The 25,015-nt window shown below is 40.5% G+C and carries 25 protein-coding genes and 2 pseudogenes; 1 reads left to right on the forward strand and 26 read right to left on the reverse strand.

The features are described from left to right. The first annotated feature begins 322 nt into the window (after positions 1–322). Positions 323–937 carry a peptide deformylase gene (def, locus tag BFM96_RS01215; protein WP_068989318.1) on the forward strand — a complete coding sequence of 205 codons (615 nt, stop codon included), beginning with the start codon at positions 323–325 and terminating at the stop codon, positions 935–937. 415 nt (positions 938–1,352) lie between these two features. Here the strand turns inward: def and BFM96_RS01220 are convergent, their stop codons facing one another. The 26 genes and pseudogenes from BFM96_RS01220 to BFM96_RS01340 all read right to left on the reverse strand — a co-directional run bounded on the left by BFM96_RS01220 (position 1,353) and on the right by BFM96_RS01340 (position 24,903). Continuing rightward, entirely contained in the window at positions 1,353–1,739 is a 387-nt protein-coding gene (locus BFM96_RS01220) for a PBECR3 domain-containing polyvalent protein (protein ID WP_068989320.1), read from the reverse strand. Positions 1,740–1,825: 86 nt separating this feature from the next. Beyond that, positions 1,826–2,566 (reverse strand): annotated as a pseudogene (locus BFM96_RS01225) (CHAP domain-containing protein); the annotation flags it as partial. Continuing rightward, on the reverse strand, positions 2,538–2,672 hold the full coding sequence (locus BFM96_RS11425) for a hypothetical protein (protein ID WP_262981928.1): 135 nt from the start codon (positions 2,670–2,672) through the stop codon (positions 2,538–2,540). The pseudogene BFM96_RS01225 and the gene BFM96_RS11425, both read right to left, overlap by 29 nt. A gap of 13 nt (positions 2,673–2,685) precedes the next feature. Further along, entirely contained in the window at positions 2,686–2,889 is a 204-nt protein-coding gene (locus BFM96_RS01230; protein ID WP_068989329.1) for a phage holin, read from the reverse strand. A gap of 2 nt (positions 2,890–2,891) precedes the next feature. Further along, positions 2,892–3,275: a hypothetical protein gene (locus BFM96_RS01235; protein WP_068989332.1), complete on the reverse strand. Its 384-nt coding sequence runs from the start codon at positions 3,273–3,275 to the stop codon at positions 2,892–2,894. A 10-nt stretch (positions 3,276–3,285) separates the two neighbouring features. Further along, positions 3,286–3,552, reverse strand: coding sequence for a hypothetical protein (locus BFM96_RS01240; RefSeq protein WP_068989334.1), 267 nt, complete (start codon positions 3,550–3,552; stop codon positions 3,286–3,288). A gap of 67 nt (positions 3,553–3,619) precedes the next feature. After that, on the reverse strand, positions 3,620–5,716 hold the full coding sequence (locus tag BFM96_RS01245) for a DUF859 domain-containing protein (RefSeq protein ID WP_068989337.1): 2,097 nt from the start codon (positions 5,714–5,716) through the stop codon (positions 3,620–3,622). Beyond that, positions 5,716–9,552 carry a phage tail spike protein gene (locus BFM96_RS01250; protein ID WP_068989340.1) on the reverse strand — a complete coding sequence of 1,279 codons (3,837 nt, stop codon included), beginning with the start codon at positions 9,550–9,552 and terminating at the stop codon, positions 5,716–5,718. The genes BFM96_RS01245 and BFM96_RS01250 overlap by 1 nt, the downstream gene beginning before the upstream one ends. 3 nt (positions 9,553–9,555) lie before the next feature. Further along, positions 9,556–11,055 carry a distal tail protein Dit gene (locus BFM96_RS01255; RefSeq protein WP_068989342.1) on the reverse strand — a complete coding sequence of 500 codons (1,500 nt, stop codon included), beginning with the start codon at positions 11,053–11,055 and terminating at the stop codon, positions 9,556–9,558. After that, the gene (locus BFM96_RS01260) at positions 11,052–14,765 is read right to left on the reverse strand and encodes a tape measure protein (protein ID WP_068989343.1); all 3,714 of its coding nucleotides are present in this window, start codon (positions 14,763–14,765) and stop codon (positions 11,052–11,054) included. Before BFM96_RS01260 ends, BFM96_RS01255 begins: the two co-directional genes overlap by 4 nt. Before the next feature lie 20 nt (positions 14,766–14,785). After that, positions 14,786–15,373: a Gp15 family bacteriophage protein gene (locus BFM96_RS01265; protein ID WP_068989345.1), complete on the reverse strand. Its 588-nt coding sequence runs from the start codon at positions 15,371–15,373 to the stop codon at positions 14,786–14,788. Then, on the reverse strand, positions 15,373–15,741 hold the full coding sequence (locus tag BFM96_RS01270; protein ID WP_068989347.1) for a hypothetical protein: 369 nt from the start codon (positions 15,739–15,741) through the stop codon (positions 15,373–15,375). The genes BFM96_RS01265 and BFM96_RS01270 overlap by 1 nt, the downstream gene beginning before the upstream one ends. A gap of 2 nt (positions 15,742–15,743) precedes the next feature. Next, positions 15,744–16,202, reverse strand: a complete 459-nt coding sequence (locus BFM96_RS01275; RefSeq protein ID WP_068989350.1) for a phage tail tube protein — start codon at positions 16,200–16,202, stop codon at positions 15,744–15,746. Positions 16,203–16,206: 4 nt separating this feature from the next. Continuing rightward, complete coding sequence (locus tag BFM96_RS01280; protein ID WP_068989353.1) at positions 16,207–16,614, reverse strand: minor capsid protein; 408 nt, start codon at positions 16,612–16,614, stop codon at positions 16,207–16,209. Continuing rightward, positions 16,614–16,964, reverse strand: a complete 351-nt coding sequence (locus BFM96_RS01285) for a minor capsid protein (RefSeq protein ID WP_068989354.1) — start codon at positions 16,962–16,964, stop codon at positions 16,614–16,616. Before BFM96_RS01285 ends, BFM96_RS01280 begins: the two co-directional genes overlap by 1 nt. Then, on the reverse strand, positions 16,964–17,290 hold the full coding sequence (locus tag BFM96_RS01290) for a putative minor capsid protein (RefSeq protein ID WP_068989357.1): 327 nt from the start codon (positions 17,288–17,290) through the stop codon (positions 16,964–16,966). Before BFM96_RS01290 ends, BFM96_RS01285 begins: the two co-directional genes overlap by 1 nt. Then, a complete protein-coding gene (locus BFM96_RS01295; RefSeq protein WP_068989360.1) occupies positions 17,280–17,669 on the reverse strand; it encodes a hypothetical protein in 390 nt (129 codons plus the stop codon). Before BFM96_RS01295 ends, BFM96_RS01290 begins: the two co-directional genes overlap by 11 nt. Before the next feature lie 36 nt (positions 17,670–17,705). Continuing rightward, positions 17,706–17,960 (reverse strand): hypothetical protein, encoded by a 255-nt coding sequence (locus tag BFM96_RS01300; protein ID WP_068989363.1) that lies wholly within the window; start codon positions 17,958–17,960, stop codon positions 17,706–17,708. Between the two features lie 15 nt (positions 17,961–17,975). Then, a complete protein-coding gene (locus tag BFM96_RS01305) occupies positions 17,976–18,860 on the reverse strand; it encodes a phage capsid protein (protein WP_068989366.1) in 885 nt (294 codons plus the stop codon). 17 nt (positions 18,861–18,877) lie between these two features. After that, on the reverse strand, positions 18,878–19,441 hold the full coding sequence (locus BFM96_RS01310; RefSeq protein ID WP_068989369.1) for a phage scaffolding protein: 564 nt from the start codon (positions 19,439–19,441) through the stop codon (positions 18,878–18,880). Positions 19,442–19,598: 157 nt separating this feature from the next. Beyond that, positions 19,599–19,811, reverse strand: coding sequence for a hypothetical protein (locus BFM96_RS01315; protein ID WP_068989372.1), 213 nt, complete (start codon positions 19,809–19,811; stop codon positions 19,599–19,601). Between the two features lie 364 nt (positions 19,812–20,175). Further along, a pseudogene (locus BFM96_RS01320) lies at positions 20,176–21,318 on the reverse strand (phage minor capsid protein); the annotation flags it as partial. A gap of 2 nt (positions 21,319–21,320) precedes the next feature. Continuing rightward, positions 21,321–21,575: a hypothetical protein gene (locus BFM96_RS01325; RefSeq protein WP_373283960.1), complete on the reverse strand. Its 255-nt coding sequence runs from the start codon at positions 21,573–21,575 to the stop codon at positions 21,321–21,323. Beyond that, positions 21,559–23,148: a phage portal protein gene (locus BFM96_RS01330; RefSeq protein WP_083201719.1), complete on the reverse strand. Its 1,590-nt coding sequence runs from the start codon at positions 23,146–23,148 to the stop codon at positions 21,559–21,561. The genes BFM96_RS01325 and BFM96_RS01330 overlap by 17 nt, the downstream gene beginning before the upstream one ends. 11 nt (positions 23,149–23,159) lie before the next feature. After that, positions 23,160–24,473 (reverse strand): PBSX family phage terminase large subunit, encoded by a 1,314-nt coding sequence (locus BFM96_RS01335; protein WP_068989375.1) that lies wholly within the window; start codon positions 24,471–24,473, stop codon positions 23,160–23,162. After that, positions 24,460–24,903 (reverse strand): KGG domain-containing protein, encoded by a 444-nt coding sequence (locus tag BFM96_RS01340; protein WP_068989377.1) that lies wholly within the window; start codon positions 24,901–24,903, stop codon positions 24,460–24,462. The genes BFM96_RS01335 and BFM96_RS01340 overlap by 14 nt, the downstream gene beginning before the upstream one ends. Positions 24,904–25,015 lie beyond the last annotated feature (112 nt).

A 25,015-nucleotide genomic window follows, 5' to 3' on the forward strand; every position in this document is an offset into this window, starting at 1 on the left:
TCCAGCTTCAATTCCCTTATAGATTTAACAGTTTGACGCATATCAATAGTCAGGGGAGTGACTATTGATACCTGAGCCTAAAAATTGGAAAGCGAAGACGACAAAATCGATTTCTGCGAAATACCGATTTTTCTCTCACTCCCAAGATGATCGATAAAACTGGCCTAGTTTGTGTCCTAGAAACCGCAAGGGGTAATCAAGATTAGCTGGACTGTTGATGCAAAGTGAGTGAACGACGCCAGATTTTGATGGTTGACAAGTATCAAACTTTCTTTCTACGCCCATTTATGGTATAGTTATCAATGAGAAAAAGGAGAATACTATGTCTGTAATTGAACGATTAACCAAAGCTAGTCACTTAATTGATATGAACGATATTATTCGCGAAGGCCATCCAACCTTGCGAAAAGTAGCCGAGGAGGTGTCTTTTCCCTTGAGCGATGAGGACGTGATTCTTGGGGAAAAAATGCTACAATTCCTCAAACACTCACAGGACCCTGTTATGGCTGAGAAAATGGGGCTTCGTGGCGGGGTGGGACTCGCAGCACCACAACTTGATATTTCAAAGCGAATCATTGCCGTCCTTGTCCCGAACGCTCCTGACGAAGAGGGCAATCCTCCCCTCAATGCCTATGATCTAGAAGCTGTCATGTACAATCCAAAAATCATCTCTCATTCTGTACAAGACGCTGCTTTAGCAGACGGAGAAGGTTGTTTATCAGTCGATCGCGAAGTCCAAGGTTATGTGGTTCGTCATGCGCGAGTGACCGTGGAATATATGGATAAACATGGTGAAAAACATCGCCTCAAACTAAAAAGTTACAATTCTATCGTCGTCCAACACGAGATTGATCATATCAATGGCATCATGTTTTACGACCGAATCAACCAAAATAAACCCTTTGAAATCAAAGAAGGCATGTTGGTCATTGAATAGCAAGAACCAAAATCAAAGCTCTATTGGGATTGAAAGCACAACAAATTACTTTTTCATTTCGGAACATAACTCATATTTACAAACCCTTACAGTATCAGTAGTTTCTATGAATATACCTAACACATCATAACGCTGCTTCTCCTATATTTGCTATATTTTTGCCCCATTTTTGTCCCAAAAAATCCCCATCAAGAGAGGAGAGTGAGACAGATAAACTATTTTCTTTCTAATTTAGTTTGAGACTATTATAGTCTATTACTACTAACAAAATATCAAAAAAGCATCGGACTAACCGATGCTAATTGGTACATTAGAATAACCGGTGGGTCGGTGTACCCCACATCTCAGATACCTATTGCTAGGTGTGGCAGGAACCTTTCTGCCCTCAATTATTCTAACTCGTACCTTTATTCTACTACTTCTTCTCACTATTGTCAATCTTTTTCAATCGACCATTCTGATATCTTGATTGTAATTTATACTCTTGAATCTCATACATCGTCGGAATATAAAAGAAATCACCACTATTATGCAACTTAATCGCAACTAAAACATTTTTATCAAAGACTTTGATAAACTCCGTGCTTTTTCCTTTTTCCCTCGGATTAACTCCAATATAATCAGGATGAGACAAAATTTCCTCTAATCGATTGAAATACGGTAAAATACTTTGATGACCTCGTTTAATGATGTGAGCTTTCAGACCATCCACTTGTATTCTAACATCAGACGGACAATCTTCTAAGCCGATCATCGACTGGAATTCTTTTGATAAACTAAGTAATTTCTTATGTTTAGCCATTTATACTTCCCTTTTCTAATATACCAATTTTAATTATACCATACTATACACAAAAACCCCGCCCAGTTTCCTGAGCGGAGGCTATCTTATGCCAGCTCACCCCAAAGTGAGATACGATTTCCTGCCTCGTCTGTTTGGCCAATGGCCATATAGTTCCGCTTGCCAGAACCGCCAATATAGGAAATCCAACGATAGCCATTGGCTGAGCCTTTACTATCATACTTGACAGATTGGCCTGATTCATACACTGCTACAATTTCACCACTGAGATTTGGTGCACGGCGTACATTGATTGCTGCCTCGCCAACCGTAAAAGTTCCATTCTCTGGAATTAGCTCAATCTCATCACTTGTTGGCTCAAAAACTGGTTCTGGTGCTTGTCCGTCAGAATATGGAGGATAAAACCAGCCCGTGACCCCAGAAAAATCACGCGTATTAAAACGAGCTGGACCCCCAACGGTAAGAGCATCCCAGTTGCCATCAATGTTCTGCTCAACAGTCTGCATAGTATGACCATCACTATTCTCGATGACAATTCCTGTATGACCAAATGGATGACCATCTACCGCCATGACAAAGGTTGCCCCAGCTCTAGGATTTTCCTCAGTTGGCATTCGGTGAACCTCCCAACCTGCCCCAGATGCTGCATCTAGTAGGTCAATGGCATTGCCCCACAAATCTACACCAAACCAATTCTTTGCGATAAAACAAGGCAAATCAGCGCACTGCGTGCCCCACATACCGTCTTTATCCACTCCCATACCAGAGTTCGCTAGATTGATAGCGTATTGTACAATTTCATTTGCTACTGTCATTATTTTTCTCCTCTAAGATTATGTCTAAAAATGGGTCAAGCATGATAGCAATAAACCCAAGCGGTATCACTAATGGCACAAAAACCAATAGTAAAATGACTTTACCTATTGTTTTCATGCTTAACCTCCTATCATTTATTTTCTTGTTGGTAATTCTTGCTTGAAATACCAAGTACCGTACCAGCAAAGGTTGCTAGTAAAGCAATTGTTCCCGTAAGGGCTGTTGTGTCTACTTTATACAAAGCTCCTAAACCTGTTATCAATGTGATGGTGGCCGGTACCACCACGGTTACCATTTTCTTAGCCACATCATATTGTCCATTCGATAATTTCATATTCAATCCTCCACAATTGGAATTTTCTTATACATCTCATAGAGTGCTTCGATTTCACCATTTCCCCCAAGAGTTTGATAACTCTCAAAAAGGATACTTAATTCTCGAAAACGCTCAATCGTTGTGTGTCCCTGTAAGATTTCTACCTGTAAATCATGAAATAAACGATACCGCTGAATTTTCTTTGTTCCATCTTGCGTTTTTAGAGCGATTTCCTGAATTTCTTTTGTTGTCTGGTCAATCGTATCTAGACGCTCAATGATTTGCTTTTGCTGTACTTTTGTTTCGTCAGACTTACGATTAAAGATAGCTGTGATAAGTGTCCCAAATATCCCACCAGAAACGGTCACAATGGCTACAAGGACACTATCTGTTACCCAAGGCATAAATCACCCCCTAATCTGTCTCAGAGACTTCTTCTGCCTCTTGCTCGTCCAAAATCGCATCTTCAATAGCATAACGCATTTGTCGGAGAGCTGCCTCATCTTTACGCATATCCTTACGATGTTTAGAATACAGGTCTGGCTCATGCAAGGTTTCAAAAACAGTAGATACCGCGTTCTTATCTGTGTTGACTGTCGTAGTCTTGACCAAACGTTCCTCACCATTTTCTGTGACAAAAAATTCTGCCACCATCTGACGTGTCTTATTTACTTTCAACATAGTTTTTTCCTCCTTTTTTGTTGATACTCTGATTATCCCATTCTTAGCATGGGATTTTTTACGTTTTTTAACTAGGATAAGGGTCATTGGTTACATACGATACTGTTCCCATATAGACATTTGTCCCACCGTTACTAGTCAATCTCATAGAACCATCTGAGTTGATTAAAAGACTTCCTCCTCCAACAGCCCTATGGTGATTATTACCAATAATGGGTAAGACAGCTGCGCTATACGGCCTATACCCTACTGGAATGCGTTCCGAAACTCCAGCATTTTCTACCTCTGGCAAGTTTGTAATCCTTCTGTCAATTGTGACTGTTACAAGATTATCCTTTCTCACCAATGTTGCCGTCATAGCATAAGGAAAACCTTGCGTGATAGTTTTTAAAGCTTTTTCTTGTAAAATGACATCATCTTTAAATACAACCTCTCTCCAATTTGTTGGTTTCCACTCTTTTGGATGATTGTAAACCCTAATAAAATGCCTTCCGCTTCCAACAGTTGTAAAAAATTGAACTCCTTTCCAACTATCAAGCCAGTAATTTTGAAAAAGCCCCCATTCTCCATTTAATCCACTTGGATTATCTCTGTACTTACCACTCCGCCAACCTAATATCGTTGCTTGTTTATTCCAAACATCATCCCATTGATTTGAACCTCCTGAAAGTTGACCATTCGCATTCGTAAGTTGATACTGCTGAATAGGTTGCCCATTCGCATAGATGTTTCTACCAGCATGTACATCATTTTTAGCATGGATAGAGCCTGCGGCATCAATTGACCCTGCCTCTCCTTTTTCTATGATTTTACCAACTCCTAGTCGGCCTAGTTTATCATAGCTAAGAGTCACACTCTCAGTCCCTACGGTATAGGCAAATTCTGTACTTGTAAACTTATCTTCCAGAATCCCAACTACTCGATAGGATTTATTGGCTACATAAGTCCCTCCAAGATTGGCCGCATCATTCGTAAAACTATTCCTTGCTGTCCAACTCCCAGCCGCACTCCCTGTATCATTGATATAGTTATTACTTCCAAGCTCTGCTACTTTAAATCTCAAGGTCATCATGTTCTTTTGACTACCACCAACGGTCAATGGAGAAATACGCCCGTTTCGGTTGATTTGTAAAATGCTAGATGTTGCCCCTGTACGAATCACATCAAAGCTCAAAATAGGAGCAAAATACTCTAGTACATTGATTGTAATATCCCTTGTCGCACTTCTTCTACCCCTACTATCAATAACACTCGCTCGAATTGTGGCCGAACCATGAAAATTCATAACGCCTAGTGTACCACCATTGGCATTAGTCGATTGATTCTTATTCACAATTTCTGCATAGTAGCCTGTGATAGTAGAGCCATAGCTCCCCACTGCTCCATTAAAAGTTGTTCGGATATTAGAAATAATTTGAATAAAGCTATTACCTCCTACTAAGCTAGCAGCAACACCATGAGTATCTGCCAAGGTCACACTAGAAAAAGAAGGAACGACACTAGCTGGCACATTAGCCGTAAAAGTAACAGACTGAGTACCAATCCGACTACCTCCACTGTAAGTATCCACGTACAGAGTTCCTGAGCCAACCGTTGAATCTGGAATATCTTGACAGAAATCCATTGGCAATGTCCAAGAGTGACTTGTCCCCACATTAGAGGCTATTGTCCCCTGTTTATTTCCCCACTGATAACGGAGAGTATGAGTAAAGCCATTAGAAGCCCGATTGATGTTGATAGACACGGCACTCCCGATGGTTGCAACACCCACAGACACCTCACTAGAACGAGGAATAGTAGTCAGAGAAAATGTCCCTGAACCAATATTCAAAGAACCAGGAGACCAGCCACCACTGCCGTTGAAATGAGCCATAAAGCCAAACGATTTTGAACCATCCGCATTGTGATTAACCGTGATGGTTTGGTCAATCAACCAAGTCGTAGAGTTATTACTCAAAACCGATGGACTACCAGACCAGTTCAAACGTTGCCCATTCAAATCCACATAAGCAGAGCAACTGTATTGAGCAAAAGTGGTTGTTGTATTTATAAGAGCCAATCGCACTCTGACTTGACTAGTATTACTAGACACATTTTGAGAGGCCTGATCTAGCCACAAACGAATCCGATAGCCCCTGTCATTGTTACTCCAAAATTCTGCCATTATAATAGCCCTCCTACATATCTAATTACATTCATATCTGCATTTAAGTGATACTGTTCTTCGCGAAAACGCCCAATCTGCAAAGTCTTTGTAAATACCCCATTATCAATATGGATAACCCCTTGACTGATATACATGACTTCATTCCCAGCAGAAAACATGGAAATACGGTCTTGGCTGATTTTGATAGTCGCTGAACCATTATTCTTACCAAAAATCAAACCTTCATTTGACTGTGTAAAATAAGTATCAATGAAATCTGTTTGGATTTTCATATCACCAATCGTTTGTTCTAACAACGCAACTCTTTTAGAAGCAGCAATCAATTCTTTCTCCGATTTAGACACTGCTTTTTCATTGGCCTGCACAAAACTCTGATACGCCTTAATCCAGTTATCCAAGGTTTCCTTGCTGGCTTTTGCCTCCAGATTAGCCTGCAAATCCCTAGCCTGTTCACTCAGAGCGTTTAACTGTTCTTGAGTGAGAACATTGTCTGCTTTTGAATCAATTTGAAATTGTAAGTCCTCTGGATTAGGTTGCCACTTACGTTTGAAATTTCCTTTATAGAGATCAATTTCTCCAAAGTAAAAGTCTGCTTTAGTCGATGTATCTGTACCATTGTTATCAAATCTTATATAGGCATTATCTGCATCTCCAGAATTGAAAGTAACCGTAATATCTTCACAATTACTTGTTGACATTTTTCGTCTGCCTATCAAGAGATTAACAACCGTAAAATCTTTTGTTTCACCATTTTTACGTCCTAAAAAGAAAACATCAATATCCCTTGTCGCTGAATTAGCAAAACCTCGAAAATTCAAGGTATATGTTGTATTCTTTTCAACTTCAAAACGGTTGGTTCCAAACACAATTTCTCCAGAACCTCTATTTTCAATCATAAACATTGGCTTTTGAGAATTGTAATAAAAACCATGTGTAACAATTTTTGCAAATGCAGGAGTTTCATTAGACCAATGTTTGAAATCCAGTGGAAAAGCACTATTCCGAATTAGATTTACTCCTCCAACATCAACACTCCCCACCATATCTACCCAACGGTATCTCGTTGGATCTGTTGGGTCATTTTGAGTGTAATCCGTGCAAGTCCCCATATAACGCTTATTCCCCGTCTGGGTCAAACTAAAACCAGTACGACCATCTGCACTCTCTGCATAGGCAACGTGAAAATATGGTGTCCTACCGTCTGCTCCTTTTGCACCAGGTATCCCCTGTGCTCCATCTGAACCTTTCCATTTTGTCCATCTGTAAGCAGAAGGATTGTTACTATCTGCCATATTGAAATCTTGATACATACCAATATAAGCCTTATTTTGGTCTGTCTGGCTAAAGCCTCCACCAGCAGCATTATCCGCATAAGCAATATGCGTATATTGCGTTTTACCATCTGCTCCTTTAACACCAGCAATCCCCTGTTCACCTCTAGGGCCTTGTAAGCCTTGGAGACCACGGTCTCCCTTATCACCTTTTTCACCGTGGATACCAATCACAGCTGGAGTCGTAGTCTTGCTCGTACCATCTGTATATAGTTCCACGCGATAATGCCAATGATAACGGTATTGAGCAGTTGGAACTTGTGGCGTTTCAGACCACCCTGTCGTAGTAGTTGTAATACCAGTTGATAGAGCAGACAAAAGATAGTAGTTCGTTACATTAGCAATCCCTCTCCCATCGTCACCCTTGATAAGTGACCATGTGTATTTCTTATAATCAGTGCTATCAGCCATTGCATAGTCGGTATAAGTCCCAAGATACTTCTTACCCCTACTATCTGTCACAGAGAAATCTTGTCGTCCATCTGACGAATTAGCATAAGCCGTATGGAAATAAGGAGTACGACCGTCAGCTCCTGCCTTACCTGGTAAACCATTAGCCCCATCAGCACCCTTAATTAAGCTCCAAGCATAATCATCTGGATTCGTGCTGTCTTGTTGCGTAAAGTTTACACAGACCCCCATATAAAGACGATTGCTAGCACTGACTGAAAAATTAGTATGCCCATCGGCACTATCGGCATAGGCAATATGGGTATAAGAAGTACGACCATCAGCTCCTCTTACTCCGGGAATTCCTTGATCCCCTCTTGCCCCTTGAAGTCCGGGTAAACCTCTATCTCCTCGCTCTCCTTTATCACCCTTATCTCCTTTGTCTCCCTTTACCTTGACCCATTGATAGCGTAAAGGGTCTGTACTATCGGCAATCTCATAGTCCTTATACTCTCCTCGATACAGCATATTCACATCTGATTCTAAAGAAAAGTCTTTACGACCATCTGGACTATTTGCCCAAGCTGTATGAATATAGGTGGTGCGACCATCAACTCCCTTAGGACCAGGTGTTCCTAACTTTCCATCTAAAACATTGACAAAACTAATCTCATCAACCGCTACCTCAGTATTGCCTACATAGGCAGCAACTGTTAGAACAGAAGTACTTTCAATCATATTGCCTCTGACAGTATAAAACAGACCAGTCGCAACTTGACCATCTAATGACCATCGCCAAGTCACATTAGGAATTATCTTGTCTCCACGATAGAGGGTAGGAGTAACTGTTGATTCACCGATATTATTTTTAAACATCACTCCATTGTCTGTGGATAACTTGATACTGTATGGCTTGGCATTTTCAAATAAACGCTCAAGTGCTGATTGAATGCCACTGGATAACTGATTTTCTAAGGCCTTAAAATTAGCAAAAGTAGTCTTATTATTTTGGGGATTTGTAAAACTGATTTTCTGTTCAGAGACCCGAGCAACCACTAGCAAAATTGGACTAAAACCGTTATCTCGAATGTTAATCGTATCACCGATTTCCACATCCACAAAACCATCCACTTCATAGGTCAGAGCTGGATAGGCGTTTTTCTTTAAATTCCGAATACCAGCAGACCGAATCACCTCTGGACTTTCTGATTCAACTTCCAAATCTTTCCGAATCCATTGATCCGCCATTGTCTCCTTGGTAAATGCTGCTGGATAGAGCTGGACAGACAAAGGAGCATAAAGCATCTCACCAGACTGGTAAAACTCACGGATACCATCCGCATTGTTCTCAGAATAAGCAGACAAGCCCCCAATCGTCACAATAGTCCCATCCTCACGTTTGCCAGTCGGACGAACAGCATTGTAAATCCCAGTCTTATCAATCTTTCTCTTGATAGATTTGAGATTTTTCTTATACGTTAATTGGATGTCGGAACGTATTTTTCCCACCCCTTGATGGCTCTCATCATTCTCATGAAAGACATTTACCCTAAAATCCTTAATCGTACTATCAGCATTCAACTGAGTATCAAATTCAATCTCTGCATCAAATTTCTTGGCCAGAGACAGCAGACGAGCCAGTTTAGTATCTTGTCCTTCCCATTCCAAGGTTCGCTTATAATCAGAGATTTCATTGATTCCAATGGATAAAAGAGTGAAATTCAACAAATCCATGGCATCGCAATATTCTTTAAAACTCATTGGTTTAGTAGCCTTATAAGGATTAGCATACTCATTGATAAGTTCCAAATTCAAATTTTCACAGTAGCACTTAATCGTCTTTTCATTTTCCTCAACACTCATCACATTAAAGACATAACTTCTCCCTTTATACGTAAAGGATACAAAAGCTCTCTCATTCAAATAGTTATAAGTCTTTCGATGATTTGTATCTGACTGAATCGCTTTTTTATAAACCGTAAATTCAAAGGTGGATGAACCAGTTTCTAAACTCCGAAACCAAACATCATCATAATAATTCAGGGTCTTTTGCTTGCTATTATCAATAAAAGCCACCTTCTGCAAACTTGCATCATGAATGGTTAACAACATATCTTACAACCACCTTTCTTCAAACTCTATCTTAATTCTCGGCTTATCTCGTACAAAACTAGAAAAATAACACTCCAACTGACTCTTACCAGGAGGAATCGCCAACCACTCCGATCCATGAACGACATCTGAAATCTTGCTGAGACCATTGACGGTTACAGTGTCCACCTCACTATTGACAATAACCTCTGTCCCTGCTGGATAGCGATTAGGAATATCCCTGTACTTGGTTACAAAGTCCTTCACATAAAGCAAACTATCTAGATACATGTGAGTGACGATTGGAGCAGAACCAAGTGTACCAAGAGCCAAATGAATCTTAGCTGACTTTCTCCCCTTGATTTGAGGAATCACAATACGATGATAGCCGCCCCACCAATAAACAGTGACTACATCATCATTTCTTCGTAAATCCGACCAGCCTCTAGGTTCATTAAACGGATTTTGGTCATTCCTATGCGTTCCTGTAAATCTCCAACGTTTGAGCATCGTATAACCTCCCTTACCATCAGTAGCCATAAAGTTATACTCACACTCCAAACCATATTGGCGTTTATAGGTCTCCACTCCGTAAAGAAATTGGCCACTTTCATCAGATACCATGAGCTTGATAAAGCCCAACTGATTAGCAGAACCAAGCCAAAAAACCTGTCTCCACCAAATATAGTCATTCAAAGAACCTCCAGCACCAGAACTATCATTAGGAATATCCCACGTTAGACTAACCGCATTATTGCCAACCGTGCCTCCTCGATTGGCCAATTCAATATGTTTTCTACCCCAGTTATCCACAATCCTAGAAGTACTATTCAATCGTTGAACAGTGTCATTTAAAATGGCTACATTCTTTTGAGCAGCGCTATACCCTGTTACAATTCTTTGATCGCGATAATCAAACAAGGTTTCTGACTGCTGATAGACTTCTCTTTGTTCCCCTTCTCGCTTTCCTAATTCCATGGCACTATCCTTGTTCACAAGCCCAATATAGCCATTCTCAGCGTCATGGTTTACCGTGATAATCGGATAAGCTGGAGTTGTTCCATTATTGGTAATATCAAAGACCACCTTTTCACTCGTCACCGTAGCGTTGATAAAACTATCCAACTTCTTATACGTTGTACTATGTGCCACACCATCAGGAATTAGAAACTTAATTTCTGAACGCTGAAACCAACGTGTCAAGCTATCTGGTGTCACATCATCAATTGGAATACCAAGATAGTACTTATCTGGCTCATCATCAAACAAGATTTTCACAGGTTCATTGACATTCAAAACCCCTGCCAATTCATGCTTTAAAGTCTCCATTTCTTGTGGTGTACTTGTTTTCATATCAAATTTCACTGTGATAACCTTAGCATCAATTTTAATTTGCTGAATATTCACCCCAATATCAGGAGCATCATCTGTTGTGATGCTCCGACTATTTCCAATAGGGCGAATAATATCGGTTATTCTGAAATACTTTGACATATCTACTTTATTAAAAGTCATGGTTGTCATAGCGTAATCCCTCTCATTCTATCTCTCATTCTGGATTGTCTATCTTGATAATCTTTGTATTTGTCCCCAGTTTTAGCTACAAGGGTACCATCATCAAGCACAAGTTCTGATGGGCGTTCTACCGCCTTCTCAGCAATATCAAGTGCCCTCTCCACAAGGTTATTGCTTTTCTCTTTTGCAGCTTCAACTTTAGCTTTAATAGCGTTCTCAAAGTCTGATTTCACTTGTACTATCTTAGATAATTTAGTTTTACCAACTCCGATGATGTCCTCTGGCTTATAGCTAAAATCTTGAATTTGTCTGTAAACACTGCCCATGGCATCATCTACCTTGTACGCATCTTTCTCAATACCAACTGCCATACCTTGAGAGATGAAACGCCCGACATTATCTCTGAATAGTCGTGATGGTGAGTGGATTCTTGCCTTGGCTTGCGCTGCTCTCTCCGCTTGAGCTACAAGAGCATTAGCAGCCGCCGTAACAGCTCCCAAAGCTGACATCATACCAGCCGCCAAACCTTGTCCAATCATCGCACCAATGCTTCGCATAGAGCCAACTCCTGCCATACCAGTTGAACGTACAGCACTCACTAAGGCTTGCATGGCACTAGTTGATTGCCCAACGCCACCTCTAATACCTTGAGCGATATTTTGGGCTGTCTGCTGTCCAATTTGACGACCTTGTGACCTCATCTGACTACCAACAGACCTAACAACAGATAAAATGGCCTGCATCGATGATTGCACTTGCCCACTCATAGCAGTAAAGGCTGAAATAACAGCCTGAGTACTGCTGGCCATGGATTGTATTTGTCCACTAGTAGCAACGGCACTTGAACCAACGAGGATAAAAGCAGTAGATACACCATCAAGTCCTGTTCTCACAACGGTTATACCTGCACCAAGTACAGCAAAGGATGCTCCCACTGCCATTGCTTGAGATCCAAAACTTGTCACCCCTGCACTTGCCATCATGAAAGCTGGGGTTAATGTCATCATTTCAGTTTTAAGTGCCATCAATGGTGCATTGATAGCTGATAATCCGGCCATCCCTGCTACTGCCTGACTTGAAAACGTAGCAAATCCACTAGCTGCTAAAGTCAAGGTCATTGGTAAAGTGGTCATTTGAGTTGATAATTGAGTGATAGCTGTACCTATGGCAGTCATAGTGGTTACTGCCAACATCCCAGAGGTGGCAATAGTCGTTAATCCTTGGCCTAGCTGTCTCATACCTGCACCAACACTAGCAATCTCCCCACCTTTCCCAGAGATTTTTCCTATACCAATAGCAACAGCTCCAAGATGTGTGACCAGACTTCCAAGAGGTAAGCTAGTAATAGATTGTAATCCACTGGCAAGCTGTTTTGTTCCTGCTCCTGCATCTTTTGCACCTTGACCCATTTTCTTGACAGCTGAGGCCACAGGTTGCAATGCTAGACCAAAGGCAGCAACAGCAGCAGACACCACCACAATACCTGCAGCAAGGGCTACACCACCAGCAGCGGCTACCACTGCAGCCGCACCAAAAGCAACCAAGCCAGCAGATAAGACTACGAGGCCTGCACCAGCTATGGCCACACCTGCACCAAAAGCGATGATTGCAGCACTTAGGGCAAGAATAGCACCAGAGGCACTTGTACCATAGGCAGCAATAGTTGGTAGCTGACTTGCTAGCATGGCTAAACCTGCGGCCGCCATACCAATACCAGCACCAATAAGGGCAACAGCTGCACCAAAGGCAACCATACCAGCAGCCGATGCGGTTAAAGCTGGACCAAGAAGAGCGAACACACCAGCCATAGCCGCAATCCCCACACCAAGACCTGCAAGAGCGATAGCTGCACCACTACCAGCAGATGCCAATTGAATTGCCGCCTGTACCAAGACATAGATACCAGCACTAGCCAGAGCAACACCAGCACCAACCATAAGCATTGCCGCACCCATGGATAACCATTGAGCAGGGCTTGCCATAGCTGCCGCCGTACCAAATCCCTGAGCAACAGTTGATAAGGCGGTTGCTAAACCCTGTAAAACGGTTGAAATACCTTGAGCAATAGAGGTTATCAGTGATCCTAAACCAGAAAAGACCTGCTCTATAATGCCTTTGGATTGAGTGGCTTGTCCACTCGTTCCAGATAAGGCATTTTTAACGCTATCTAAAGCTGATTTTCCACCAGTTCCAAATGCTTTAAATGGATTCCAACCATTTAGCATTTTAAATACTGCAAAACCTCCTGCTACTGCTGCAATCGTAGCAGCCCAGCTTTTCATCCTCTCTGGATCAAGCCCATCAAGAAATTTCTTAACAGCATTAACAACACCATCAACCTTTGCTCTAAAAGTTTCACTTGTGTTATAAGCTGTTATAAATGCACCAACTAAAGCTCCAAGACCAACAACAGCAATCATAAATGGATTAGCACTTAATGCGGCTTTAATAAGCCCAAACGATGATGAAACTCCTTTCAAGATGCCAGATACCGTCTTAAAGCCTTTAAACGCTGCTACCGCTCCTAAAACAGCTCCCGCTATTGTTTGAATTGTCCCCGGTGGTAATGCTGAAATAAATTCAGCACCTTTTGTAACTGCGTCTGCAATCCATTTGACGATCTCGCCAAAAGCTCTACCTAGTCCTTCTACAAATCCTGTGTTTTGACCAAGACTTGAAAAGACATGCTCTAGTGCACCCTGTATAGCTGAAAAGGCTTGGGTTAGGGAAGTAACTGCCCCTGTATTTTTGAATGCCTCCCACATCCGTTTAGCAGCATCAACAACCCATGAAAGCACATCAACAAACTTACTAACATAAGGTGTGGCATTTGAAAAAGCAGAGTTAATACTTAACCTAAACTTATCCAATCCCTCGGTAATTGTTGGTAAGCCTTTGGCTTTAGCTGCCTCATCAAAAGATCTAATCACTCCCTCCATATTTCGGACAACTGCTGTCTTAATCCTAGACATAGCCGTAGCAATACCGTCAGAATTGATTTGGGCAAGTTCTGCAAAACCACCTACGCCCTCATTTAGCTCAATCAACTTATCACTAAATTGGTCAAAGGTGATATGCCCCTCTTTAAGTGCCGCATACAAATCATTTTTAGCTGATGCCCCTGTATAGCCAAACGCCTCTGCAACCTTGTTAAGACCTACTGGCATTGTTTCCATGAGGGTACGCCATGACTGCATATCTACCTCACCTTTTGCCATCATTTGGGTAAATTGAATAAGCCCACGACTAGCATCTCCCGCCGATGCCCCTGACGATAGAAAGGCATTGTTGAGGGCTAGGGTAAGTTTGGTTGATTTCCCTAAATCACCGTTCATCATTGTCAAACCTTGAGCGGTTGCAACAACTTCATCAAGAGCAGTAGGCAATCCATCAATTCCTTTTGACAGTTCACTAACTGCATTCTTTGCATCATCTGCTGAATAGCCCAGAGCTGACATCATCTTAGGAAATTTATTCATAGTGTCATAACGACTAATCGCTCCACCCATTGAGCTTGAAATGGCACTCATCCCAACAGATACAGCCTTACTAGCAATTGCCATAGCTGTACCAAAACCTAAAGCCGACTTAGTACCTGTGTTAAAACCACTAGATGAGCTTTCTCCTAGCCCTTGTAAAAGACCTTTTAATTGTTTCACACCCTGTTGGGCACTCGTTCCGTCTAGGTCAACGGTAATCGTAACCTTACCATCTGCCATCTAGAACCCTCCTTTCTCTGTTAAAAATTCGGCAATGCGTACTGTTCTTGTAACTCACGCATTCTTTGTTTTTCTTTAGGGCTTTCCCCTTTGGATGGTTTCCAAGCCCTAATTTTCATGACTTCAACAAACTTTGTACCATCTGGTAAACCAGATAATAAAGCGTTGAATTTCTGCCAATGTAATTTACCTTGTTGTTCAATCAAATCAATGTGATAGGCTTGCATAAACGATGAAAAAATGTACTCACCATCATATTTGATACTAAACAAGGGCTTATCATCGCTATCTAGGTTATCTTTAGGCTTTTTAGGCATCACATTTCCCTCAATGTCATACCTATCAACCTCATCGATAGCTCTAGTAACCTGTAAATGATTTTCAAAGACTTCTGTATAAAGCTCTAAAGCCTCCAATGTTTCCATATCCTTAAAAGTCATATCATCCGTTAGTTTGGCTAAAGCTAGTTTTGGTTTTAACTCTGGTGGGATAGCTTGGTTTCCCCACATATCAAAAACCCATAAGACCCTATCAAACGACAATAAAAGCTGATACTCTTTATCATTCAGTACCAGCTTGTCATCCATTTTTTTGGAAATATCAAACATTATTCAGCAAGATACTTCTTAAATGTTTCATCGTTTTCTTGTTTTCGTTTAACATCTATGACCGCATCCGCAATCTGTAAGAATATCTTGAGATAACTCCAAGTATTCTTACCAGCTGCATCATAGATTTTCTCTGTTACATCCGTATCAAACATCACCCCAAAGAAATCATCTAACAGCTCTTTAATAGTGCGGCGGTTTTCCCACTCATCACCCTCTGTAACATTATCTGCTTTTTCTTTTAGCTCAAGTGCCTTGTCTGAAAGTTCCTTTGATTTTTCATCTGTCGGTTGAAATTCTAACCTGAGATCTCCAAGGTTAAAAATCATAACATCATCATTGCCATTGAGATTAAAAATATTTGCCATGGTTATCCTCCAATACCTTTTTCAACAGGCTCTTTAATCCATTTGAGCGTGCAACCAAATTCTTCATAAGCTGTTGCATCTCCTGCACCAGCTTTGATTTCAGATACATTGGCAACCTGTGTATAGGTCTTTTTACCATCAGAGCTAGTCACTCGATGCCATACACGGCGGGCATCGCCTGTCTTGTACTTCATCGCTGCAATCATGGCTTGTGCTGCATCTTCTGGATCAAACAGTCCCTCAAATGAGTAGCCACCTACAACAGATAATACCGTTTCTTCTGGCGTACCATCTCCGTCATAGTATCCAGTATCGTCCGTATCTTCATCTGTTTCATCGTCAATAGTTTCAATGTACTTAGCTAGGCGTTTCCAAGCATCCCCTGTTGGTTCAACCATTGGATTTTTAGGGTCAAACGGCGCAATCTCATGTTTGCGTTTCGCATTTTTCATACGAGCCATCTATTCATCCTCCTGTAATTTCTAATGTTGCGATTACTTGCATAGAATAAACAAAGTAACCTTGTTCATCCTTACCGTTGATACCAGGCTTATCCACCTTCAACGATAGGAAAGTATAAGAGTTATCGCTACTAGGTAGTTCAATATCAAATGATGATAAATCACCATTGATGAGCCAAATGGTATCAATAGCTACTGCATTTGTCTTACTCTTTACAGCAATTTCAAATGGTAGTGATACCTCCCTAGTACCATCCATATACTCTTTTTCAATAATGCCCCCACTCAAAGCATTGATGACTAAATCATCTTGATTATCCTCAAAATAATCTAGCCTTGCTTTAAGCGGTATATCCTTGATGTTGTTAATGTGGGCTAGTAGCACCTCTTGAAAGTTTTTGTTGTTTTGCATTATCTAATACCCATTCCTTTAATAGCTGCTTTTTTCAGTTTTTCTATATTTGCTTTTAACGGTTTATCCCATCGCTTACCAGTACCAGGGGTCGTATATTTCCTAAAAACAACAATCCCATTAGTACCGTAAAACTGTGCTCTGGCATAAACTGTGTTATAGCTCACATCCCCATTAGGTTCTACACGCCCAGAGGCTCTTAATGCTCCTCCGCCAGCCCTAAGAGGTACAGAGCTATCCATAATCAGCAAAGCCTCGTTACCTGCGGCAATTTTGCCACGTTGCATAGCTTGGGGAGATACTTTTTTCTCCACTCCTGCTAAGTCAACGGCCACTCTGACATCGGCCATTAAGTAACCTCAACTTCATAACTAAAAATCTTGCCATTAAGGTAATTGGATTGATAACCTGTCACAAGGTAATCACGCACCCCATCATTTACGATTGCACCCAGCCAACTATCATCGACTGTCACACTCACAAACTTAGGGTAAATGTAAACAACACCTGCTTTCTGCCTGATTTTAGAGTTGTTAGTCCCTGTAATAGCCACTGACCTATCAAACCTTACTGGTTTAATATCCAGTGGCTCAGAATACGTTACATCTCCATAATCATCTTTTCCTTCAATCTTACGAACTGTCACAACATCTTGTAATAAACGCTTATCGATCATAATCAACCCCCACAATTAAGCTAAATCCAGCTTGTTTTAGGGCGTTTTCCGCATCCAGCGATAAGTTAAATAGCTGACCTGCTACTCCTTGATAAGAGCGACCATAATCAATCTTCGTTCGACCAATAGATAAGCTCGTCATAGACTGCTTATCATCTGCGGTCATCACACCAGAGACATCCAGATAAGCGATTTGAAAGGCCATAGCAAGCTTAACAGCCTTCTTACGATAGTCTATATCCTCCTCAAATTTCACCTCGTTGTAAAATCCATTAGTATATAAATCAATCGCAATTTTGGCACGCTTGCCTAACTTGTCAAAGTCTGTGACCTCATCAAATCCCATCTCGACAAACTCATCTTGTGTTAAATAAGTCATGGATAACCTCCTTATCACAAAGGGGCTAAACACCCCTTATTCTGTTTCGCCATCTTCTGCCACTTCTGGTGCAGCTTCTACTTTCTTATTCCGTGGAGACTTTTTAGGAGGCTTTTCTTGCAACACCTCATCCACAGGAACTAAGACAGCAGAAACATCTGGAAAAGTTAGCTTGAGATTTTCATTGACTTTATCCGCATAATCTTTATCAAGTTCAATCGTTTCACCTACGATGACTTCCTTGTCTAAACTTGAAAAAACTAGATTTTTAGTAGCTGTATAAATTGGCATATAATCTCCTCTCTATTAGTCCACAATTGAACCAGTGATTTTGACAATTGCCTTTTTATTGTCCTCAAGCACAAAAGTTCCGCCTTTAGCTGCTGCTTGCAATTTCACGCCGTCAAAATCTTCTGTCTGAATCGTACGAGCTGTTGAAATACCAACAAAAGGAATAACAATGCCATCTGGAGAAAATACAGCCAGAGTCCCTGTTGCAAAATATTGTGCTGGTGTTTCAACCAAAGTAAATCCTTTGTAACGAGCAAGTCCATTATTATCAATAGATACGCTAGACCCTTTTGCGGAGGTGTTGGCTGTCATATCAATAATGGCATTGTAAAGCTCTGGGCGAAGATAAACAGTGATAGAGGCAGTGACTTCTTGATTGATGTAATAAGCATTTATTTTGTTAAACAAGGCCTTGACCTTATCTTCCGCAAAATCAGCAAGTGCTTCCGTTTTACCAGCACTATCAGACAAGAATTTACCAATTCGTGTATTCATTTGGCGTGTTTGTGCCTCTGATTGCAATTTCAAACGGTCTGCAATAGCTGCATTCAAATCATTATTGACAGTGTACTGATCAAGTCCTTCATGGATTGCCAACGTATAATCATACTCAACATCTGTATTGTCATATTTGATTTCCGTCAATTTCCCAAAGCGTGATTTAGCTCCAGAACCATCCCCAAAACCTCCATCATTAGCTCCTGTTGCATAAGTGCCAATGACAACAGGTGTACTATTTGTTTTCAATGAGAATGCCTTAGAATTTTCCTGTACTCCATCCATCACTTGAATAGGAGCTAAAGCTCCTGTAAAGGCTGCACGCACTCCAAAAACTGTTTGTAAAATTCCTGCATACTGCTTTTCGTAGCGACGTACAGGATTGTTTTGATTACCTGACATTTGTAATCTCCTTTCTCTTATTTGTACCCATCAATAATTGCTTGAAATGGGTCTGATACTCCTGCACCGCTAGCGGCTGGATTGCCTGGCGGTACAATGTTTGGGTTAGGTGTGCTATCATCATCTGACTTAAAAAGATAGGGGTCACTTTCCTTTAAACCTGTGATAATGTCATCAAGTTTAGGCGTGCCATTTTCATCAAGTTCAACGGCATCAACATCAATAAACTTCATCAAGGTTGATGGATTGTGTGCGGTGGTATCTTTCAAAGCAAGATTGATAGCATTAACCTTTTTAGTTTGTGCAATTTCAGCAGCCGCATCAGCTTTAAACTTGTTATATTCAGCTCGCAATTTATCAAGAGCCTCTTTCTGCTCAGCACTTGTATTTGCATCTGCTTTCAATGTATCAAGCTGTGCCTCCGTGTTTTGCAACTGTGATTTAAGGCTATCTCGCTCTTGGGTTGCTGTCTCAAGTTCCGATTTAACAGCATTTAAGTCTTTACCATGTAAAGCAAATACATCTTTAATCTGTTCTTTCGTCAACCCAAATTCTTGTAACGCCTCTGTTGTAAATGCCATTTGTACCTCCTTAGTTCTTTTTTGAGCGGATAACTCCCGCTAAAAGCAAATATTATTTACTATTTCAGTTTACATTAGATGAAATGGGATTTTTTACGGTTTTTAAGACAACAAAAAACACCTAGATTTTTCTAGGTGCAATCAATACCAAGTTATTTTAATATTGTGGATTACTTCTCAGTTTATAAATCATATCCGAGATAAAAATACCTAAACTCGTTTCATATCCAAGTTCTTGATTTAAATTTTCTAGCTCCTCATCAAAAATATCTATTTCATCTTCCGAATATTCTCTAGTATATTCCCATTTAGATAGATACTTGTTAATTTTTTCAAATTCTGAACTTGAGAAAATGCTATTTAGTTTCATTCTTATAAACTCCATATTTTTTTCTAATATTTCTGCGTGTTGGATTAGTAGAAATAACATTACCAGTATCTGGATTAACAACAACTGTTGAAATTTCCCCTCTATACTGTTTGGAAGGCTGTCCCTTTTCGTCATATTTTACAGTTGTTACCTCTAATGGATAACATAAAGCATCTAGCATCGTTTGGACAGTGCCACCTCTTTCAATGGCTCGTTCGGCAATATGTTCTGATATGCCTTTAATCGTCAAATTATCTACTGTTTGTACCCCAATTATACCATTTTTTAACTCTCTACGCTTAACCAAAACCGCTTTTTTATACTCTAATTCAGCCTTATTGACATTATAAGATGTCGGCGTTGAAAATAACCGCTCCCTTGTATAATCACGGCTCAAAAAATCATGGCTATCAACAAGATTTCTGATTTTTCCTTGCAAATTACGCAATTTCAAGCGTTCTAGGGTAACTAGGTCATCATCTCCCAATTGTTTTGCAATATGCAAGCGTTCTTTTTGGTTTCTAATAGCTCTTTCCGTTGCTCTTTGTTTAGCCTCAAGCCTTGCATTCTCTTCTGCTTGCTCTGGCGTGAGGTCTTTTAGGTAATCTGGTAAGTCTGGCATAGTGTTCACGCCCACAATGAACGGTGTCAGATAATGCCCACAATGAACACCTAAACAACCACCAGCAGTGCCTAGACCATAATCTAGCAAGCTATAAATGGTCATACCTTTTTCTGTCCTACCAGTTCCTTTTGTAACAATCTTACCTTGCAATGGAGCACAAGCAGCCCTAGCACTTGATTTGATTGAGTAATAAAAGGTATCTATCCCCAGTTCTTCTGCTGGTCTTGTCCGCATTTCATTATAGACCTTATAAGTAGTGGATTTAATAATCGCCCTAGCATAGCTATCTGCTCGCCATTCTCTGCCAGCACTATCTGTAAAACCAGTAAAGCCCTTTTTCTGCCATGACATGATGGTATCATGCAAGGCTCTATCGCTTGTTTTAGTACCAGCTACCACTTGTGCCACTGTCTGCTCTACTACTGATTTAAAAACAGCCTGTATGCTTGCTGGCAAAGTGGAATTGATAAGATTAAGGTCGCTAATAGCTTGTCGTGTATAAGCCTCTAAGGCATCCGTCACACCATTTCTAACCTCGTCACTAGATAACCGATGCAATTCTTCCTCTAGTTGCTCCTTCGTATCTTGATAGACTTTCAGCCCCTCATTCTCGATAACCTCTCTCAAAAGACTTTCGGCAATCCCTGTACGCTCAACAATGATTTTCAAGTTTTCCTCATTGAGCATGTGCATATCATTTAGCTTTTCTAATTGCCAGATATAGGGATTTTCAGCAAGGTCAGCATTGCCACGCTCTTTAAGTCGTCTAATCATGCTATCAAATAGCTCGATTTGCATCTTAGCGTATATATCAGATACACCTTGCATTTGTAAAGAAAGCTGCTGGTCATTGATGGTTGGGCGTTTCTTTGTATCACTCATAGTTAAGCCTCGCTAACTACCTCATAGGTTGCATTGAAAATATCTGGCTTACATGGATAAAACTCACCTTTAATACCCTTGATAATATAATCACCTTTTTTAGCTATCATATCGCCCTCTAGTGTATCAATCCAGAGTGTACCTAAATCATCAAACCAAATATCAGTTTTAGCAAACTGGATAAGCTCACCAAAATTGTCACCTGTCCATTTTATAGCCTCGATTTCAACTGGTTTCTTTCTAAACTTTGGCATCATCTTCTCTCTCTACTGTATCTTTACTGTTTCCTACTGTATTTTGTTGACCTTTACTGTATAGAGCAAGCTCTATATCACTCTCTGGTGGTAATTCGCCATTGATTTCAGCAAGTTCTTTCTCCGCCTCCTCCTCTGTGATGTTGAGGGTCTTGGCAATTCCTCTTTTCTGTGTCGCAAATCCAGCCGCTACCATCTTCATCCAGTAATCAAGCTCTGCATGTCTATCAGTAAACACCCCATCATCAAGATTGACAGAAATATCATCCAGTTCTGGGATAGTCCCCTTATAAATACCAACAGCCTTACCAAGCTCACACATAGACACGCAAAGTTCTTTAATAGATTGCTCAACAAGTGCAACAATGCTATTTCTCATTTGGTAGGTATCAGAGTTCTCACTGACAATCTCTGTTGCTGTTTTGACCCCCTGACCGTCAAAGGTAAACATGCCGCTAGATACCCCAATCTGCATTTCAAAAAGTTTAAGCCCCTCTGAAATAGCTGAGATGTAATCTGATGATCGAATAGGTGTTGTAAGGTCAACAATGCCCCCACTATCCATATTTCCTGCCCCAACTTGCATATACACGTTCTGCTCAATATCAAAGCGGCGTTTAAAAGTGATATTCCCTTGGTTATCCTGCACCTTTAATTGTGTGAGCTGCTCTGGCACAATCACACGCCTTTGCCCCATCTTAATCTCCCACATGAACTCATCATAAGTACGATTGATAAAGTCAATGGTTGTCTTAGCATTATCAAAAATAGATAAGCCCAATGGGCTATTGATGTCTTTGTTATTCATGCCGGGCGTTTTTAAGTAGGTGAATAATGGGCGTGACAATCCTTGAATTGGTGTTACTGGTTGTAAGTCTGGATATAATTCATTCAAATGCACACGCTCCCCTAATGAGCTATCTGATGTTGATTTATAAAGCTCATTCGTGATACGGTATAGGCTCTTATCTTTCGTACTGCCTACTTCTTGCCCATCTGGTGTTACCCACTCATGGAACTCAACAAGTGTATAGTACACATTCTTTCTGTTTTCTGTCTTGATTGTCTTAGTCAAGATAGCGGCACTTGATACATCCTGAGTATTGCTTTGTAATGGCAAAAATACGGGTGCTTGAATAAATGCCACGCGGATTTTATCGCCATCAACGTAAGGCCGCATAGCAAGTCCACCAAGTGCCAAGGCACTCTCCAAATACCGTTCAAAGTTTTTATTGAACCTATCATTGCCCAGCATATCATTCAAAAACTCATTTAATGTTTCATCTTCTGCTGTGATTTCTGCTTGTTCATTGTAAACTAAGCTAGCAATCTTCTTAGCTGCTGTACGTGCGATTGGTAAATGTTGCATCTTTCTACGTTTTCTATCGCCATCTGTATTGATGTACTCAATATCATCAAACTTAGATTGATAATAGCTTAGATTGTGCTTTATCCTGCTAAATTCTGACGGTGTGACAGCTACCTTTGGATGGTCTAAGATACTGTTTAAATGTGATGTTTCCATGTTATACCTCCCACGATTAAAAAAGTCCTTTACTTTCTGTATTAAGTTCATTGTTGCCCTCCTTATGAATGACCCACGCGTAAACCAAGTATCTTAGCATTATCTAATACAAAATACTGGGCAACATCGCATGTGTGGTCATCGTCTTTAATGACATTGGGGTTATCCGATTGGATAGTCTTTTCATCCCACCGATACATCTTATGCTCCTCGATAAATACCTTGTTATTCTCAATATCAAAGTAATAAAAACGCCCCTCTGCCAACAGTGATTGAAAACTATCAATCATTGTCACTTTCTTTAGTTTAGCCACTGGATGCCAACGAATACCGAAATCAAGATACATCTGATTTCTCAATGCTCCCTCTGCGCTATCTATGGTGTACTGCAAAATAGGTACTTTATACTTGCTGATAACAGATTGTATAAATCTGTTAATATCCTGTGATAATTGGCTAGGGGCTTTCTTTACTGCTTGACCTGCTGGACTGTAATACCAAGTATCAAGTAAGATTACCTTGGCTTTAGCTGTGATACCAAAAGAACAACAAGCGGTGGCTGATTGTTGGTGTCCACCATCTAGGGCAAATGAAATACCAATAAGCCTATCATCACTTGGCAAAGCCTTGATAGCGTGAAACGTGGTCATATTATAAACATTATTTCCCAGACCAACCGCCTCACCTAAATAAAGGTAACGGTAATAATCAAAATCATTTGCCTTGATACGCTCGATGTCTGCCAGCATTTGAGGAGTAACAAAGCCTAGCTCATCATCAAGATAGGTGCTAGAGTGACACAAATAATCATCTTGCAATTTCATTCCCTCAAACCACTCATTTATCCAACTATAAGGATTTCTTGGCGGATTATAGCTCCAATAGAATTGCACAAAGTCAGCATCAGCGTGTTTCTGCCTCATAAAGGTTACGTTGGATTGGTCAAAATCCTCTTGGCTGTGAAACTCTGCCGCCTCCTCGTACCAAACCGCAATAATATTACCAATGTCATTTGATTTCAGCTTTTGAAAGTCATCCTGTCCATAGAAATAAAATGTTGAGCCTGTTTTTTTATGAATAATTTTGAATGGACTAACAGTTGTTTTAAATCGACCCATAATACCAAAAATGGTTAACGCCCATTGAATTTTATTGAACACACTATCACGGATTGTATTAGCTACTTTGCGGATAATAACCACGTTAGCTTGTTCCCCTTTTATGATGTATTTAATCATCATATAAACCAATTTAAGTGCAACAACCGATGACTTAAAAGAATTTCGCCCTCCTTTTAGAATGTTATAGGGTTTCTTAGATACCCAAACACTCTTGAAATGTGGATTGACATTATCTTGGATATTAACTATTTTCATCTTCTGCCTCCCATCTATCAGCCACTATTATTTTTTCATCCTCAACTAAGCTGATACTCTCACGCTCCTTGTTATCCAACTTGAGCGATTTGATACGCTCTCTTTGTTCCTGGATGTCGTACTTATCTTTGGTGTTAGTTAGCTTAATGATGTTCTCTGTGGCTTTCTGATTGCCCTTCACAGCCTGTTGAAACGTGGCAAATGCTAGTAAGGCCTCATTACTAGCATCCATACCCATATCTTCTAGCTGCTTTTTAATATTCTTGTCTGTGACATCTAATGCTAGTAAGGTCTCCATTGCTTTTTTGAGGTCTGCTTTTTTTCGTCTGGCTTTACCTGATGCCTTACCGCCTTTAGAACCAAGTTTCCTAGCTTCGTCCTTGCTTCGTTGGCTCATCGGCTTTAAATTCTCTGTTCCATCTCTCGGCAATTTATGACCTCCTTTCCAACAAAAAAATCACAAGTATTACTACTCATGATTTCAGTATAGGTTATAAAAAAGGGGTATTTTTACGGATTTTTTCCACATAAAACAAAAAAGC

The sequence above is a fragment of the Streptococcus himalayensis genome (genome assembly GCF_001708305.1).
Taxonomy (GTDB): domain Bacteria; phylum Bacillota; class Bacilli; order Lactobacillales; family Streptococcaceae; genus Streptococcus; species Streptococcus himalayensis.